Below are 15,970 nucleotides of genomic sequence, written 5' to 3'. Positions count from 1 at the left end.
CTAGCAAAAAGCAATTGATATCAATCATCTAATTAACTGAATCTATTAGCGCCTTAAGGAAATACAATCGGGAATCGATAGAGAATTCACCACATTTGGACTAAGGTTAACAGCGAACAGTGAATGATGTTTTCCTTAAATAAACATTCAAACATCATCACTGTCATTACACGAATCTACACCAACCCTTCGTGGGCTTTCTATTGAAATAGAGCCCGCGTGTGAATGAATGAGTGGAGAAACAGATGAGCAGCAATACTATGGATACCGCAGGCAAATGCCCCGTCATGCACGGTAGCCGCACAACGATGGGCAGCAAAGGCACAGGCAATAACGACTGGTGGCCTAATCAACTCAACTTAAGCATTTTGCATCAACACAGCGCTAAAGCTGACCCAATGGGTGATGATTTTAATTACGCCGAGGCCTTCAAGTCACTTAATCTAGCTGAAGTGAAAAAAGACTTAGCGGATGTGATGACCGATTCAAAAGACTGGTGGCCAGCAGACTACGGTCACTACGGTCCTTTCATGATACGTATGGCTTGGCATGCGGCTGGTACCTACCGAACTTCAGATGGACGTGGGGGAGCTTCAACCGGCAATCAACGCTTTGCTCCCCTTAACAGCTGGCCTGATAATGCCAACTTGGACAAAGCCCGTCGTTTATTGTGGCCTGTTAAACAAAAGTATGGCAACAAACTGTCTTGGGCAGACTTGTTTATTTTAGCCGGCAATGTCGCTTTAGAGTCCATGGGTTTCAAAACCTTTGGTTTTGGTGGTGGTCGTAAAGACATTTGGGCTCCAGAAGAGGATATTTACTGGGGCGCTGAAGACACGTGGTTAGGCAACAAACGCTACAGCGGCAATCGCGAATTGGAAAGCCCCTTGGCGGCTGTGCAAATGGGCTTAATCTATGTTAACCCCGAAGGCCCGGATGGCAATCCAGACCCATTGGCATCGGCAAAAGACATACGTGAAACCTTTGCTCGCATGGCAATGAATGACTATGAAACCGTTGCGCTGACGGCGGGTGGACATACCTTTGGTAAGACTCATGGCGCCGGTGATGCATCGCATGTTGGTCCAGAACCAGAAGCCGCTGATATCGAAGAAATGGGACTGGGCTGGAAAAGCAGCTTTGGAAGCGGGAAAGGCCGTGACAGCATTACCAGTGGTTTAGAAGGTGCATGGACACCCAACCCAACCCAATGGGACATGGGCTACTTCGATGTTCTGTTTGGTTATGAGTGGAAACTGGTTAAGAGCCCTGCAGGCGCTCAACAATGGGCTCCTATTAATCTTGCTGAAAAAGACCATGCCCCTGATGCAGAGGATGCCTCAATTCCTGTTGGCATCATGATGACAACAGCAGACATGGCCATGCGCGAAGATCCTGAATACCGTAAGATTTCAGAGCATTTTCATAAAAACCCAGATGAGTTTGCGGATGCCTTTGCACGTGCTTGGTTCAAGTTAACGCATCGTGATATGGGTCCTAAAGTGCGTTATTTAGGCCCTGAAGTACCCGCCGAAGACTTAATCTGGCAAGACCCTGTTCCTACTGCCGATTATGAAATAATCAATGCTGAGGACATCGCGACCCTCAAAGCCAAGATTTTGACATCCGGTTTAAGTGTGTCTGAACTGGTCTATACGGCTTGGTCGTCAGCCTCTACTTATCGCGATTCCGATAAGCGTGGTGGAGCAAACGGCGCCCGCATTCGTTTAGCACCGCAAAAAGATTGGCAATCCAATCAACCTGAGCAACTGGCAAAGGTGCTCGCTACTTTAGAAGGCATTCAGGCAGACTTTAACGCTGCGCAAACAACAAACAAGCAGGTTTCTCTAGCAGACTTAATTGTTTTGGGCGGTGCAGCAGCTATCGAACAAGCCGCTCGTAATGCAGGACATAATATTGGTGTTCCGTTTGTACCTGGGCGTACGGATGCCACAGCGGAGCAAACCGATGTTGAATCCTTTGCTCCTCTTGAGCCTGAAGCCGATGGTTTCCGTAACTATGCGAAAGCCAAGTTTGTGGTCTCTGACGAAGAAATGTTAATCGACAAGGCTCAACTTCTCGGGTTAAGTGCACCAGAGATGACCGTCCTCATCGGTGGATTACGCGTACTCGGAGCCAACTATGCAGGAAGAACAGACGGTGTATTGACCAAAACCCCCGGTCAACTCACAAACGACTTCTTCCTGAATCTGGTTGATATGGAAACCGTATGGCGTCCAACCTCTTCTGATAAGGACCTCTTCGAAGGCTTAGACAGACAAACAGGCACGGTTAAATGGACAGCAACACGAGTCGATTTAGTCTTTGGCTCCAACTCACAATTACGCGCATTAACTGAGGCCTATGCTCAAAATGATGCCAAAGAAAAGTTCGTTAAAGACTTTGTGAAAGCCTGGAATAAAGTCATGAATGCGGATCGCTTTGATCTTGCGTGATGAACCTCCGCTAAGCTGACACTTGTCATATCAAGCAGGGTGAGGCGTTACTGCCTCACCCCTCTGACAGCACCCTACGTAAAAGCGACACCTCATCTAATCAGTTGTCTCTGCCGATCCCTTTTGCTGCCTGCTAGCATGACTTCCACAAGGCTTTCATACGGCTGACATCAGTATCACCCCTCCTCCTGCTAAACGTTCAAAATGCACAAATGATGAATTAATATCATTAATTAATGAAATAATATCATTTTTATTCATGATACGTTGTGCGTATAAAGTACACATGGCTTCAAGGCCAAGGTGTTTCGATACTGTTTAGGGGCCTATTTTTTAGGCCACCTGGTTGAGAACTCCGGATAGGAAAACCTGAAAAGTGACGCGTACTTGTATTCAAGGCAAACAGCACATTCAGGTTTGATCTCAGAAAATGCGTACATGGGATACCCGACGACGATGAATACAGATTTCACTTTTAGTATTAAGCGTATTCGTTTTGACGAGAATTATCAGCCGTCAGACAGTACACGTATCACCACCAACTTTGCTAATTTAGCAAGAGGTGAGTGCCGCCAGCAGAATTTGCGCAATGCTTTAAAGATGATTGACAATCGTTTTAATGCGTTAGCGCACTGGGACAATCCAAAAGGAGATCGTTACTCTGTCGAGCTGGAAATCATTTCCGTGGACATCGAAATTCAGGGCAAAGGTGACCGTTTCCCCTCGATTGAAGTATTAAAAACCAACATTATTGATCATGCCACCAACGAACGTATTGAGGGCATAGTTGGCAACAACTTCTCCTCCTATGTACGAGATTATGATTTTAGTGTCTTGCTACTTGATCATAATAAGCAGCAAGAACAGTTCAGCATTCCGGACAATTTTGGCGATCTGCATGGCAAGCTTTTCCAAACTTTCGTTGGTTCAGAGGCGTATAAACAACAATTCAAAAAGCCACCCGTTATCTGTTTAAGCGTTTCGGATAACAAGACCTATCACCGTACAGAAAACCAGCATCCGGTATTGGGTGTGGAATATCAACCAAACGAATCCTCGTTGACCGAGCTGTATTTCAAAAAGATGGGGTTAAACGTTCGTTATTTTATGCCACCCAACAGTGTTGCGCCATTGGCCTTCTATTTCGTTGGAGATCTGCTGAACGATTACACCAACCTTGAGCTGATTAGCACCATCAGCACCATGGAAACCTTTCAGAAGATTTACCGACCCGAAATTTATAATGCCAACGCTGTTGCAGGAAAATGCTATCAACCAAATTTGAAGAACTCGGATCATTCAATCACGCAAATTGTGTATGACCGAGAAGAGCGCAGCACCTTAGCCATCGCTCAAGGGAGGTTTGCTGAAGAGCACTTTATCAAACCCTATCGAGCCATCCTAGATCAATGGTCGGCTAACTACGCTTAATTAATCACTCAGATAAAAGTATTTATGATGAAAACACTATTACCGACATCAACAGCTGGCAGCTTACCGAAACCCTCCTGGCTGGCACAACCTGAAACACTTTGGTCACCTTGGAAGTTACAGGGTGAGGAACTCATTGACGGCAAACAGGATGCCTTACGTCTGTCATTGCAAGAGCAACTGCAAGCAGGTGTTGATATTGTCAGTGACGGTGAGCAAACACGCCAACACTTTGTGACAACCTTTATTGAACACCTGAGCGGCGTTGATTTCGAGAATCGTAAAACGGTCAGAATTCGTAACCGCTATGATGCCAGTGTGCCCACCGTCGTTGGCCCGGTTTCCCGACAAAAGCCCGTTTTTGTTGAAGATGCCAAGTTTTTACGTCAGCAAACCACGCAACCCATCAAATGGGCGTTGCCAGGCCCCATGACGATGATCGACACGCTGTATGATGACCACTATAAAAGCCGCGAGAAACTCGCGTGGGAATTTGCCAAAATACTAAACCAAGAAGCGAAAGATTTAGAGGCAGCGGGTGTTGATATCATTCAATTTGATGAGCCCGCCTTTAACGTGTTTTTTGATGATGTAAATGACTGGGGCATTGCCTGTTTAGAAAGAGCCATCGAAGGGCTGAAATGCGAAACGGCTGTCCATATCTGCTATGGCTATGGCATTAAAGCCAATACCGATTGGAAAAAAACCTTAGGTTCGGAGTGGCGGCAATACGAAGAAATCTTCCCGAAACTGCAAAAATCCAATATCGATATCATCTCGCTTGAGTGTCACAACTCGCGTGTGCCCATTGAGCTACTTGAACTTATCCGAGGTAAAAAAGTGATGGTCGGCGCCATCGATGTGGCAACCGACACCATCGAGACACCCGAGGAAGTTGCAGAAACGCTGAGAAAGGCCCTGCAGTTTGTTGACGCCGACAAGCTGTACCCTTGCACTAACTGTGGCATGGCACCTTTATCCCGCCAGGTTGCAACAGGCAAGCTCAGTGCCTTGGCGGCAGGGGCACAAATTGTGCGCAATGAATTACTGGCGAGATAATATCCAGTAAATGTGAGGGTGAGACGAACCTAACAGTAATAATCTGTCCAGGATTCGTCTGTTCATGACAGTAGCCAGTTTCGTACAGAAGATACTGAGCACTGATAAATATGATGAACATTATGCTTTTACTCAGAATGCAGGGGGCTTCTCAGGCGCAACAGCAGAGGCCATCACAACCAGCCGCTGGGTTCCCCCTGCAGTGAGCGCATCAAAGGGATAACAGGTCACCAGTATCAGTCCACCTGGAAAGGCAGTGGGCATCAGCCGGGTAACGGCCGAATCCACCACCTGAATCTGATCAACCTGGTAGGTCACAGTTCCGTTATGGTCGCTGAGAATCAGAGTCTGGCCTGGTTGTATATTCCTCAAGAAGCTGAAGTGGGTATCTCTGTGTCCGCTGATAATCCGTGCGGCATGGGTCATCGCATGTGCCTGCATATTTTCACCTGGGCCAAAAGCCAGCGAGCTGCCGCCGTCTCCGGCCAGTACAATCTGATCAATACCCATATCAGGCACGCTCAGACGCGCAACCGGCCAGTGGTCGGCCCAGGGCCAGGGTTTTACGGCTGTGCCGCTGTCCAGACTTTCGGCCCAGGCATCGGCCAGCAGCCATTGCGCCAGCCGTGCTTTTGCAGGAATCCACAGTGCTGTTGAGGTGAGGATCAGACCAGCAGCCACAAGGGCTGCCAGTGTGAGGTTACGGATGCTGAGGGTCATGCACACCACCTTGAACCGGACTTTCTGCGACGCTCCACAATCATGAGGGAAAGTGCTGCCAGCAGTGCGGCAAGTCCTCCGGCGAGGGTCAGCTGATACCCGGTAGCGCCCTGGGCCATTCCCAGATCAAGGCCGTGAGGTTTGGCTACAGGCACCACCAGAGTTCCGCTCTCTTCCTGTTCAGGACGGACAGGTGTTTTATCAACGGCAACCAGGCTGGTGTATGGCGTAACCAGGTGATACTTAAGACCCAGCGCAATGATTTCAGAACGGATCTGTTCTTCACTGACACCTCTGAGATACCCACGGCGCCAGTCCTGCACCGCACGCTGGGCCCAGTCTGTCATGATACCCCGGGTATTATCCGCCGGTGCCAGTGTCAGTGTTTCCTGCCATGCGGCATCACCGGTACGGCCACTGATACGGACTTCGCCTGTGCCGTTTGTCAGTTTCATCGAAACAGCCAGCGGCTCACCGGAGTAAAGGTCAGGAATGACCGATGGCATCAGGTCTTTAATACCCTCGCCTTCGATCCGGATATCGGTCATTGCCGGTTTTTCCAGCTTGTTGAACAGCGTTTGCATGGCGCTTTCAGATTCAGACGGAGACGCAATATACGTAAAGGTGCCCCGCCCGGCTACTGCGGCCTCTTCCATAAAGTAACTGTTTGGTGCGCTGCCGATACCCACGGTGAACAGGCGGGTGTTATTGAGACGGCTGCGGATCAGATCAAACAGTTGCTGTTCGTTGGACACACTACCATCGGTGATAAACACGACCTGGCGCAATCTGGGGGTGTCATCATTGCTGCGAATGCCTGTCAGTGCAGCAGTCAGCGCAGGTGCCATTTCGGTACCACCGCCTGCCTGCAGTGAGTTGATATAGCTGGCGGCCTGTTGACGGCGCTGGATATCGGCTATAACCGGCTGGTTAAAAAGCGTATCGGTTGAAGAGTTAAACTGAATCACGTTAAACGTGTCATCAGATGCCAGCCCATCTATACCGGCCTGCAGCGCTCTGCGCGCGGCTTCAATTGAGGTACCCGCCATGGAACCTGATGTATCAATCACAAAGACCACTTCCCGGCTGAAGCGTGATGTGTGCAGATCCTGAGGCGGCATCAGCATCAGCAGACCATAGTGTTCATCCCCATGCTGCTCAGAGAAAAACGCAGCCGAAGGTTCGTCGCTTTCCACCGGTGTCCAGTTCAAAACAAAATCACGGTACTCATCCGGTTCATCCGCCAGCAGGTTAATGATGTAGCGGCCATCTTCTGTCTGTTCCTGACTGATCTGATGTGAAGGGCTGTCCAGAGAACTGAGTCTAAATCCAGGTTGCAGATTAAGGCTGATCTCAACAGGCCCCGGAGTATTGCTGACTGCGTTTTCGTCATCACCGATTGTGGCCATCACTGTTTTACGCTCACCCGGCAGTACCTGCCAGCCGCTGTTCAGGGTTACCTGTCCCTCAACCACACGGCGCACTTCTCCGGGCTGAAGCGGGTTATAACGTGGGGTGATCGCCAGCGGGAAACCGGCGCTGAACCGGCCATCTTTCCAGACCAGTGTCTGCTGGTACTCAATACTGATGGTGACCTCGCCACCCGGCGGAATATTGGCAACGGATGTGTGAAACAGGTTGGGGCGGTCCTGCTCGGTGAGCGCGGCGTTCTGTCCCTGAGATTTTGCCTGCTCATAGATTGCCCGGGCCTGCTCTTTTTCCTGAATAACACCCTCGATGATGCGGTCTCCTATCTGCATTTTCAGGTGATCAACGGCTGCCTCACCTGGCAGAGGGAACAGATACAGTGCCTCTGTCCAGTTATTTGTGGGGTTATGGAATACCTGGGTTACCTGAGCGCGCAGCACAGAGCCTGTAATATCCATGGCCACACGGGTACTGACCAGCGGCATATCCTGCTTTTGCCCCTGCTCATCACGGGATACCAAGGTACCGTGGGTAACAGCATCAGCAACCGCATTCTGTGCACACCCCATCATCAGACAGGCCAGAATCAGTGGGCGAATTCCCTTGTGTGAAAATGTATGCATTTTTCTTCTCCTCATTAAGATGTGGCAAGTATCTGCTTTCTGCTTGAGGAAAATATGAAGTGAGTGTGAAGTCCTGTTTTTCTGTGAAATAAGAACGCCAGATTACACTCAGGCACAGGTGGCAGTAAGGGTAATGTAAGCGGCTTTACAGTAACTGATCTGCCAGAGATAATGTGAGCATATGCACCACTTATGGGCCAGCGTTTTAACAGAGGGAACACCATGGCGGTACTGATTGTTGAGGATGAACCATCTATTGCTGACACCATACGCTATGCTCTGGAAACCGAACGGATGGATAACATCTGGGTCACCACCGGGCAGCAGGCTCTGGATGCACTCAGCGAGGGTAATATAGCGCTGGTTCTGCTGGATATTGGCCTTCCCGATATGAGCGGATTTGATGTCTGCCGGGTCATCAGGCAGACATCCTCTGTGCCGGTGGTGTTTCTGACCTCCCGCCATGAAGAGATCGACCAGGTGCTAGGTCTTGAACTGGGCGCTGATGATTACATCACCAAACCCTTCAGCCCCCGGGTGCTCACGGCCCGTATCCGTGCCCGCCTGCGCCAGTCTCCGGAAGCTGCAAATATCACCCCTGCCGGCTTCAGTCACGATGCAGATGGCGCCAGAATCACGCTGAATGGTGTATTGCTGGATCTGAGCCGCTATGAATACCGCCTGCTACTGTTACTGATGAGCCATCCCGGCAGAATTTATTCCCGTGAACAGTTGATGCAACAGGTGTGGGAAGAGCCTGAACGCAGCTTCGACCGCACTGTCGATACACACATCAAAACCCTCAGGCGCAAAATCCGCGACATCAACGAAAACTGCGACCCGCTCAGAACCCGCCGTGGTCTTGGCTACAGCTTTGAGGCGGACGCATGAGCCTGAGATTACGCCTGATTCTGGTGTTTCTGTTTTCAGTGCTGACAGGGCTTGGCAGTGTGGTTTACTGGGTACTCGATGAGCTGGAGCCCCGTTATAAAGAAGCTCAGGAGGAGATTCTGGTCGATATATCAGAAATGATGGCCACTCTGATCGCAAACGAAGGCGTCAGCTTCAGCGAAAGCGGTGGCACCGTGATCGACACACATCTGGCTGAACGGCTCTTTGCAGGGCTGGCCGGCAGGCCGCTAAACGCACAGATTTATGATCTGCTTAAAACCGAAGTTGATCTGAGAATGTATATTACCGATGCCAGAGGCACCGTGATTTTTGATTCCCATTACACCGATACCGGCCGAGATTATTCCCAGTGGCGCGATGTCTATCTGACTCTGCGCGGTCATTATGGTGCCCGCAGCAGCGACGATATAACCGGCCATAGTGATACCGAACGGCTCTATGTCGCAAGCCCGCTGCTGTATCGCGGTGATATTATCGGTGTGGTGTCCACCGGAAAGCCCACCCGCAACATTAACCGCTTTATCAGCCACCTGAGCACCAACCTGCTCTGGATTTCACTGGTCGCTGCACTGGCAACTCTGTTGATCGGTCTTGTGATCACCCTCTGGATTACACGGCCCCTGCTCCGCCTTGAACAGTATGCCAGAGGGGTTTCCAGAGGCGAACGCCCCGCTCTGCCTGCGCTTGGTCATAATGAAGTTGGGCGTGTGGGTAAAGCGCTTGAAAGCATGAAAGCCGCACTGGATGGCAAATCCTATGTAGCAGATTATGTGCAGAGCCTGACGCACGAACTGAAAGCCCCGATCGCCGGTATCCGTGGTGCAGCAGAGCTGTTACAGGAACCGATGTCCGATGCACAGCGCAATCAGTTTCTCAATAATATTATTGAGCAAGGTTCAAGGATGCAGGAGCTGATCGAGCGCTTGCTGAAACTGGCCGCCATTGAATATCAGAGCAGCCTGGAACGACACGACAAAATCGTACTGAAAGAGCTGATCGCAGCAGTCTGCCGGAGCCTTGAAGACTATGCCAGCCGGCACAGAGTCAGCCTTGAATACAGCTGTGACCCTTCCCTGTCCATCACCGGCGACAGTACCCTGCTGCAGGATGCACTGAGCAACCTGATCCGGAACGCCACAGAGTTCTCACCGCCTGAGTCAGCTGTACTGATCGGTGCCATACAACACGATGGTTCTGTTTACATCAGCGTAAAAGATTCCGGGCCCGGGGTGCCGCCTTTTGCCGAAGAAAAACTGACCCAGCGCTTTTTCTGTCTGCCCCGGACAGATGGCAGCAAAGGCAGTGGGCTGGGGCTGAGTTTTGTTCATGAAATCATGCAATTACATAACGGAAAGCTGAATTACCACCGCGAAACGGAACCACCAGCCACTGTGTTTTCACTGACACTGCCAGCTGAGTGATGAAATACACATGTTCTCATTGCCCTGGTAATAAGGTTTACCGACCCGAAGGAGACATCACTGCAAGTTTGTAATACCTTTATTGCGCATAGCATGCCAATATATACTATGATCTAGTACGATATGTGAAAACTTCATAAGAGATTATAGTCTGGGCAGGGATAGGTAAATATGAAGCTCGGTTTGCGTAGAGACATAAGGCTGTTCAAGATAAGATGGAGACGTCGATGGCGCTCAATTCAAAAATCACGAAGTAGGAAGGCAGCTAAAACTGGAAATCTAGCCTTTTCTAGGGCAGGTAGTAGTGGTGACTTCAAACAAGAATTATGCGCCATGCATGAAATAGGGCATATGGTTCTACTTCATTACCTAGTGCCTACGAAAAATATCACTGCAAGAGTTTGGAAGAATACTGACGGTGAGTGGGAAGGGTCAACCGAGCCGGATAACGCCCCTGATGTTTCAGATTATATGGCAAAGACTTTTGTTGCGGGATTTCTTGCCGAGCAGATGGCTTGCCGAGTATTAAGCAAGCTGTCTTATAAAGAATGTTACTATATTTTTCGCACCGTTGCAGAAACAAATAGTGACTATATCGGTTTCAATGACTTTTATAGATCTCAGTTTAGGGTTGAAAACGGATGCATTTCTGAATTTGAATATTATGTCTCGATACATGACGAAGTTTATTCATATTTTATAAGGTTTGGTATAAAAAGAATGTATGCTTCATCTCGGCTTCTAAGTCATAAAGGTCAAATAAAATATACTGATACAGTGGAATAGGATAATCTTTATTATAGAGTGAACACTTAAATAAATTTGGAACATTAAACGTGATCAAACTCAATGCCACAGATATAGATACCAACATCCTAGGATGTCAGGAACAGGTCATTTTCCTAATATTTAAATCAGGTGATGGAATCATAGCGATTTAAATAATGTAATATGGGGTAGATCCAGAAATGATTCTGACTGACAACGAAACAAAGGTAGATCTTCTTAACAACGAAGCAATTGCTAGTACGATTATCGAATTACTCCGTGCGCAACCTAACCACCCTGTAACTATAGGCGTCCACGGCGATTGGGGTGCTGGTAAATCCAGTGTGTTAGAGATGATCGAGTCAGGCCTGGATGATGACGATGGAGTGTTGTGCATCAAATTTAATGGCTGGAGGTTCCAAGGCTTTGAAGATGCCAAGATCGCATTAATCGAAGGCATTGTGTCAGGGCTAATTGAGAAGCGGCCTGCGTTAACAAAGGCCACAAGAGCGGTTAAGGATGTATTCCACCGTATTGATTGGTTAAAGCTTGCAAAGCGAGCTGGCGGTCTAGCAGTCACTGGATTTACCGGTATTCCACCGATTGATCAAGTCCAGTCTTTAGTAGGCTCGCTCGAATCCATGGTAGGAAACCCCGGCAAGTTTGCTACAAAAGAGAACCTATCAACTGCCATCGAAGGATTGAAGGGTATATTGAAGCCCAGTGAGGCAAAGAATATTCCTGAAGAGGTAGAAGCGTTCCGAAAAGCTTTTGATGACTTGCTCAATGAAGCGGGAGTTAAGCAGCTTATTGTGCTCGTTGATGACCTTGATCGCTGTCTGCCAGACACAGCCATTGAGACCCTTGAGGCTATCCGGCTTTTTGTGTTCACCGCACGGACTGCGTTCGTTGTTGCAGCTGACGAGGCCATGATCGAATACGCAGTGCGTAAGCATTTTCCTGATCTGCCGGACAGCACAGGCCCGAGGGATTATGCACGTAATTACTTGGAAAAGCTCATTCAGGTACCGTTCCGTATCCCGGCTCTGGGGGAAACAGAAACTCGAATCTACGTTACATTGCTCTTGACAGGAGTCGACCTTGGAGAGACTGATCCCGATTATATAAAACTTACAGACGCTGCCAGGATGCAACTAAAACGACCTTGGGTGAGTGGTGGTCTGGATGCAGCAACCTTCCGAAGTGCATTGGGTGGCAGCGCTGAGAAAGCAAACAACGCTTTTGTCCTGAGCGATCAAATTGGTCCTATCCTGGCCAGTGGGACCAAGGGAAATCCACGACAAATAAAACGCTTTCTCAATACGCTGCTTTTACGGGAGCGAACTGCAATCGCCAGGGGGTTTGGAGAGGATATCAAGCTTCCCGTTCTAGCAAAACTAATGCTTGCAGAACGATTTATACCGAATCTGTTCGAGCAAATTGCCTATATTGCTGCAATCCATCCAGAAGGCAAATGTGAAGATCTTGGAGTATTAGAAGCAAGTTTAAAATCCGTGGTTTCAGAGGAGAAGCTCAACGCTGATGCAAAGGGGCCCGAATCACTTCAAAAAAGATTAGTTCGCTCTGAAACGGCAGTGCTTGATGAGTGGAAATCCAGTGAGGTGGTAAGTGACTGGGCTCTTTTAACACCGTCTCTGGCTGAAGTCGACTTACGACCATACCTGTTTGTGACCAAGGATAAGAAGGATTACTTCGGACCAGTGTCGGTTTTGGGACATTTGGCTTCTGTGGTCGATAAGCTCTTTGGGGGCAAGATGGTCGTTCAGGGGTTTGAGTCGGAGCTAAAACAACTTGCTCAGCCCGAGGCGGAGAAAGTATTTGAGGCTGTACGCAGCAAGATTGTGAGTGCCGGGCACTTCAGTGACAAACCTGCGGGCATTGATGGTCTTATTGTACTTGTGAAAGCCCGGCCAGGATTACAGGGGCCTCTGTTGGACTTTCTGGAATCGTTACCCAAAGATAAATGCGGGCCGTGGGTAGTTGGTGGATGGCAAGGCGTTGTTAAAGATCCGGAGCAAAAAGCACGGTTAACCACTCTGTTAGGAAAATGGAGTAAAGTTACAAACAATACATTCTTGCAAGCTGCCGCTCAGCAAACACTCAATCAACCGAAAGGAGGTCATTGATGGGAACTTCAACTGCATATGGTGGCCCGGGTGGTGGAACGCCTTTAATCCCCTCTTGGCTGGGGAGTGGTTCAGGATCTGAGCCTGACACGGGCCAAGATGAAGGACCTCCTCCTAACTCAGACGATCCACCAGCCCCTCCAGCGAAACCACCTATTCCGAAATCCGCGGATTCTCAACGCTTTTCTGGGGCTCGCAACAACTTTACGAGGTTTGCCGGGTCTGGTGGAAATGATCGAGCTAGCCTCGGTCGTGCGGTTTCTAGGTATGTTTCAACCTCTTCAGGAGGCGCCCGTCAAGCGGCACAACGCATGGGGGCTTCGCGAGGAGCAGGTGCACGACTACTGGGATTCCTTTCAGATGCCAATACCAGGGGGATGCGGGAGGCTCTGCGGGAGTTCAATCTAGAGTCTATGGCAGGGCGTCCGATATCGGAGGTTTTTGTTGCTTTAGCCGATCATATTTGTCCTGGGGCGAGCACTGTCGATGAAGGGATTGCACGTGAGGCCTATATCGAGACAATTATTGATCTGGCTGGTGAAGGGTTGGCAGGTCTAGATACTTTCACTCCCGAGCAAATGGATACGGTTTTTGAGCTGTATGCCACACATGCGATCGAAGCAAGAATCTGCAATGACATTGGCACTAAAGTAGTCACTATGCCTTCGAATGCACAAGTAGCACATCAAGTTGAAAAACAGTTACGAGACTTCATTCGCGGCGCAGTAGATGATGCGCTTACCAGAGCACGTGAGAGCACACCGAATATGACTCAGGATCAAGTGTTGGCTTTTGTTGACTCGGTATACGAATCTGCTTTTTCAATTTTGCAGTCTCTGGGTGATGCGGAGGCAGAACAATGAAACGACAACTATTAGCAGGCCGGTTCGGAGCTGATGATCAGTTAGATATTCCCACGGGAGCGGATGAGCAAAGAACATTTTTGCAATTTATTGCTGGAGAAGAGTCACTAGATCATGGAATTGGTGGTGCATTATCAAGTCTAAAGAAGCTTGGCGTTTACCCCACTGAAATAGGCTTGGATTTGCTAGTCTTAGCTGCGCATGTACATGCTGCCGATACTCGAATTTCCCGAGTTCAACAATCACAAGACTCCTGGACTCGTGAGATTCGCCTTGTGGTGCCAGTTAGTGATCCAGATAGATGGGGTTCTGCTACATCAGTACTAAAGAATATGTTGGATTTTTTGACGGGAGATCGATGGGAGTTTGGTTTTAGAAAACGTCCATCGCGGTTCCAGTCAATTGTTAAGCAAGAAGAATACGACCTTATTCCTCCTCCCTTTGACGCGCTGAGTCTGTTTTCCGGAGGGCTTGATAGCCTGATTGGAGCGATCGATTTACTGGAAAATGGTAGTACACCTCTTTTGGTTAGCCATTCCGGTGATGGCGCTGCAAGTGATGCTCAGAATAAGTTGATGTCAGGATTGAAAAATCGTTATAAGAAAATTTGTTTTGAACGTTTACGTGTGGGAATGACCTTCAAACAGGATTTGATAAAAGGCGTGGGTTCAGAGGATAGTACACGGGGAAGATCCTTCCTTTTCTTCGCTTTGGGAGTTTTTGCGGGAACAGGTTTTGGGCATCGGTTTACACTTCGCGTCCCGGAGAACGGGCTGATTGCGTTGAATGTACCCTTGGATCCGCTCAGACTTGGTTCTAACAGCACTCGAACTACTCATCCCTACTACATGGCTCGTTGGAATGATCTGCTTAAAGTGCTAAATGTAGATGGTGAGGTGCGAAATCCGTATTGGGATAAAACAAAGGGAGAAATGGCATCAAAATGTCTAAATACGAATTTACTGAGGCACTTAGCTACTGAGTCACTATCGTGTTCAGCACCTACAAAAGGACGTTGGCAGGGGCTGGGAATTGAACATTGTGGTTATTGCCTACCTTGTATAATTCGAAGAGCCGCATTGGAGGCTGCATTTGGTTCTAAAAGTGATGTTACTCAATACACTGTTCCTGATTTGGGCGCGCAAGTGCTAGATACCCGTAAAGCAGACGGAGTTCAGGTCAGATCGTTTCAGTACGCGATTGAGAGACTAAAAAAACAGCCACAGCTTGCGAATTTATTGATTCATAAGCCAGGTTCGCTTGCTGATGAAGCAGCACATTTAGATCAACTTGCTGATGTTTATCGTCGTGGGCTTTTAGAGGTCGCTCAGTTGATATCTGGTGTACAAACTAGGCCGAAATAATGGTGGAAAATAACACAGATAATTCAGGGTTAGTGGATTTCCATTGCCACCTCGACCTTTATCCGGATCATGAACAAGCTGTTCAACAAGCAGAGTCAGCAGGAATATTTACGCTTGCTGTAACAACGACACCACGAGCCTGGCCTCGCAATCATGAGTTAGCACAGAAGACGAAGTACGTCCGCGCAGCGTTGGGATTGCACCCTCAATTAGTAGCTGAGCACGAAGCTGAAATCGCTATTTGGGATAATTATCTTTCTGAAACACGATATGTTGGAGAAGTTGGGCTTGACGCAGGGCCTCGTTTTTACAAATCGATTGATGCCCAAAAGAGAGTCTTTCGCCATGTATTACAGAGATGTTCGGAAGCAGGAGATAAGATCCTTTCAGTCCATAGCATCAGAGCGTCTAAATTGGTCCTGGACTTTGTGGAAGAGTTGATGCCACCGGGAAAAGGAAAAGTTGTCCTGCATTGGTTCACCGGAACAAAAAAAGAAGTGCAACGAGCAATTAAGCTGGGGTGCTACTTTTCAGTTAACTCGACGATGTTGGCTAACGAGCGACACCTATCCATGGTGATGGATATACCTCTGGAAAGAATCCTAACTGAAACCGACGGTCCCTTTACAAAAACCGTTGGTAGACCATCAGTACCATCTGATGTGGCTTATACAATAGACAGGCTTGGCCGCCTGCATAAAAAGCAGCCGGCTGAATTTGCTTCAATTATTCGAGCCAACCTTCGGGAGCTTCTGATCGTCAATTAAACTGGAAGTAC

12 protein-coding genes are annotated in these 15,970 nt (G+C 48.6%); 10 read left to right on the top strand and 2 right to left on the bottom strand.

What is annotated here, in order from left to right; all coding sequences use genetic code 11:
* Positions 1–245 precede the first annotated feature (245 nt).
* From katG to DN062_RS00565, 3 genes are all read left to right on the top strand, one after another.
* On the top strand, positions 246–2,456 hold the full coding sequence (katG, locus tag DN062_RS00575) for a catalase/peroxidase HPI (RefSeq protein WP_112156607.1): 2,211 nt from the start codon (positions 246–248) through the stop codon (positions 2,454–2,456).
* Between the two features lie 456 nt (positions 2,457–2,912).
* Complete coding sequence (locus DN062_RS00570) at positions 2,913–3,887, top strand: DUF1852 domain-containing protein (protein ID WP_112156606.1); 975 nt, start codon at positions 2,913–2,915, stop codon at positions 3,885–3,887.
* 27 nt (positions 3,888–3,914) lie between these two features.
* Positions 3,915–4,946, top strand: coding sequence for a methionine synthase (locus DN062_RS00565; protein WP_112156605.1), 1,032 nt, complete (start codon positions 3,915–3,917; stop codon positions 4,944–4,946).
* A 132-nt stretch (positions 4,947–5,078) separates the two neighbouring features.
* Here DN062_RS00565 and DN062_RS00560 read toward each other — a convergent pair whose 3' ends face one another.
* Both DN062_RS00560 and DN062_RS00555 read right to left on the bottom strand, forming a co-directional pair.
* A complete protein-coding gene (locus DN062_RS00560; protein WP_112156604.1) occupies positions 5,079–5,666 on the bottom strand; it encodes a class GN sortase in 588 nt (195 codons plus the stop codon).
* On the bottom strand, positions 5,663–7,717 hold the full coding sequence (locus DN062_RS00555; protein WP_162301224.1) for a marine proteobacterial sortase target protein: 2,055 nt from the start codon (positions 7,715–7,717) through the stop codon (positions 5,663–5,665). The genes DN062_RS00560 and DN062_RS00555 overlap by 4 nt, the downstream gene beginning before the upstream one ends.
* A gap of 222 nt (positions 7,718–7,939) precedes the next feature.
* Here DN062_RS00555 and creB point away from each other — a divergent pair, with 222 nt between their 5' ends.
* The 7 genes from creB (at position 7,940) to qatD (ending at position 15,959) form a co-directional block, all read left to right on the top strand.
* Positions 7,940–8,608, top strand: coding sequence for a two-component system response regulator CreB (creB, locus tag DN062_RS00550; RefSeq protein ID WP_112157151.1), 669 nt, complete (start codon positions 7,940–7,942; stop codon positions 8,606–8,608).
* Positions 8,605–10,050, top strand: a complete 1,446-nt coding sequence (gene creC, locus DN062_RS00545; protein WP_112156602.1) for a two-component system sensor histidine kinase CreC — start codon at positions 8,605–8,607, stop codon at positions 10,048–10,050. The genes creB and creC overlap by 4 nt, the downstream gene beginning before the upstream one ends.
* A gap of 171 nt (positions 10,051–10,221) precedes the next feature.
* Entirely contained in the window at positions 10,222–10,836 is a 615-nt protein-coding gene (locus DN062_RS00540) for a hypothetical protein (RefSeq protein ID WP_112156601.1), read from the top strand.
* Between the two features lie 182 nt (positions 10,837–11,018).
* Positions 11,019–12,965, top strand: coding sequence for a Qat anti-phage system ATPase QatA (gene qatA, locus DN062_RS00535; RefSeq protein WP_112156600.1), 1,947 nt, complete (start codon positions 11,019–11,021; stop codon positions 12,963–12,965).
* Positions 12,965–13,828, top strand: a complete 864-nt coding sequence (gene qatB / locus DN062_RS00530; RefSeq protein ID WP_112156599.1) for a Qat anti-phage system associated protein QatB — start codon at positions 12,965–12,967, stop codon at positions 13,826–13,828. The genes qatA and qatB overlap by 1 nt, the downstream gene beginning before the upstream one ends.
* Positions 13,825–15,192, top strand: coding sequence for a Qat anti-phage system QueC-like protein QatC (gene qatC, locus DN062_RS00525; RefSeq protein ID WP_112156598.1), 1,368 nt, complete (start codon positions 13,825–13,827; stop codon positions 15,190–15,192). Before qatB ends, qatC begins: the two co-directional genes overlap by 4 nt.
* Positions 15,192–15,959: a Qat anti-phage system TatD family nuclease QatD gene (gene qatD / locus DN062_RS00520; RefSeq protein ID WP_112156597.1), complete on the top strand. Its 768-nt coding sequence runs from the start codon at positions 15,192–15,194 to the stop codon at positions 15,957–15,959. Before qatC ends, qatD begins: the two co-directional genes overlap by 1 nt.
* The last annotated feature ends 11 nt before the right edge of the window (positions 15,960–15,970 follow it).

This window comes from Nitrincola tibetensis (assembly GCF_003284585.1).
Lineage (GTDB): Bacteria > Pseudomonadota > Gammaproteobacteria > Pseudomonadales > Balneatricaceae > Nitrincola > Nitrincola tibetensis.
Note: the sequence above shows the minus strand (reverse complement) of the source record. Positions and strands in the feature narration are given on the sequence as shown.

Bases quoted from the DNA above. Each gene is read 5' to 3' on its own strand.
- qatC (WP_112156598.1), top strand. From the start codon at position 13,825: ATGAAACGACAACTATTAGCAGGCCGGTTCGGAGCTGATGATCAGTTA.
- creB (WP_112157151.1), top strand. From the start codon at position 7,940: ATGGCGGTACTGATTGTTGAGGATGAACCATCTATTGCTGACACCATA.
- katG (WP_112156607.1), top strand. From the start codon at position 246: ATGAGCAGCAATACTATGGATACCGCAGGCAAATGCCCCGTCATGCAC.
- qatD (WP_112156597.1), top strand. From the start codon at position 15,192: ATGGTGGAAAATAACACAGATAATTCAGGGTTAGTGGATTTCCATTGC.
- DN062_RS00555 (WP_162301224.1), bottom strand. From the start codon at position 7,717: ATGCATACATTTTCACACAAGGGAATTCGCCCACTGATTCTGGCCTGT.
- DN062_RS00540 (WP_112156601.1), top strand. From the start codon at position 10,222: ATGAAGCTCGGTTTGCGTAGAGACATAAGGCTGTTCAAGATAAGATGG.
- creC (WP_112156602.1), top strand. From the start codon at position 8,605: ATGAGCCTGAGATTACGCCTGATTCTGGTGTTTCTGTTTTCAGTGCTG.
- DN062_RS00560 (WP_112156604.1), bottom strand. From the start codon at position 5,666: ATGACCCTCAGCATCCGTAACCTCACACTGGCAGCCCTTGTGGCTGCT.
- qatB (WP_112156599.1), top strand. From the start codon at position 12,965: ATGGGAACTTCAACTGCATATGGTGGCCCGGGTGGTGGAACGCCTTTA.
- qatA (WP_112156600.1), top strand. From the start codon at position 11,019: ATGATTCTGACTGACAACGAAACAAAGGTAGATCTTCTTAACAACGAA.
- DN062_RS00565 (WP_112156605.1), top strand. From the start codon at position 3,915: ATGAAAACACTATTACCGACATCAACAGCTGGCAGCTTACCGAAACCC.
- DN062_RS00570 (WP_112156606.1), top strand. From the start codon at position 2,913: ATGAATACAGATTTCACTTTTAGTATTAAGCGTATTCGTTTTGACGAG.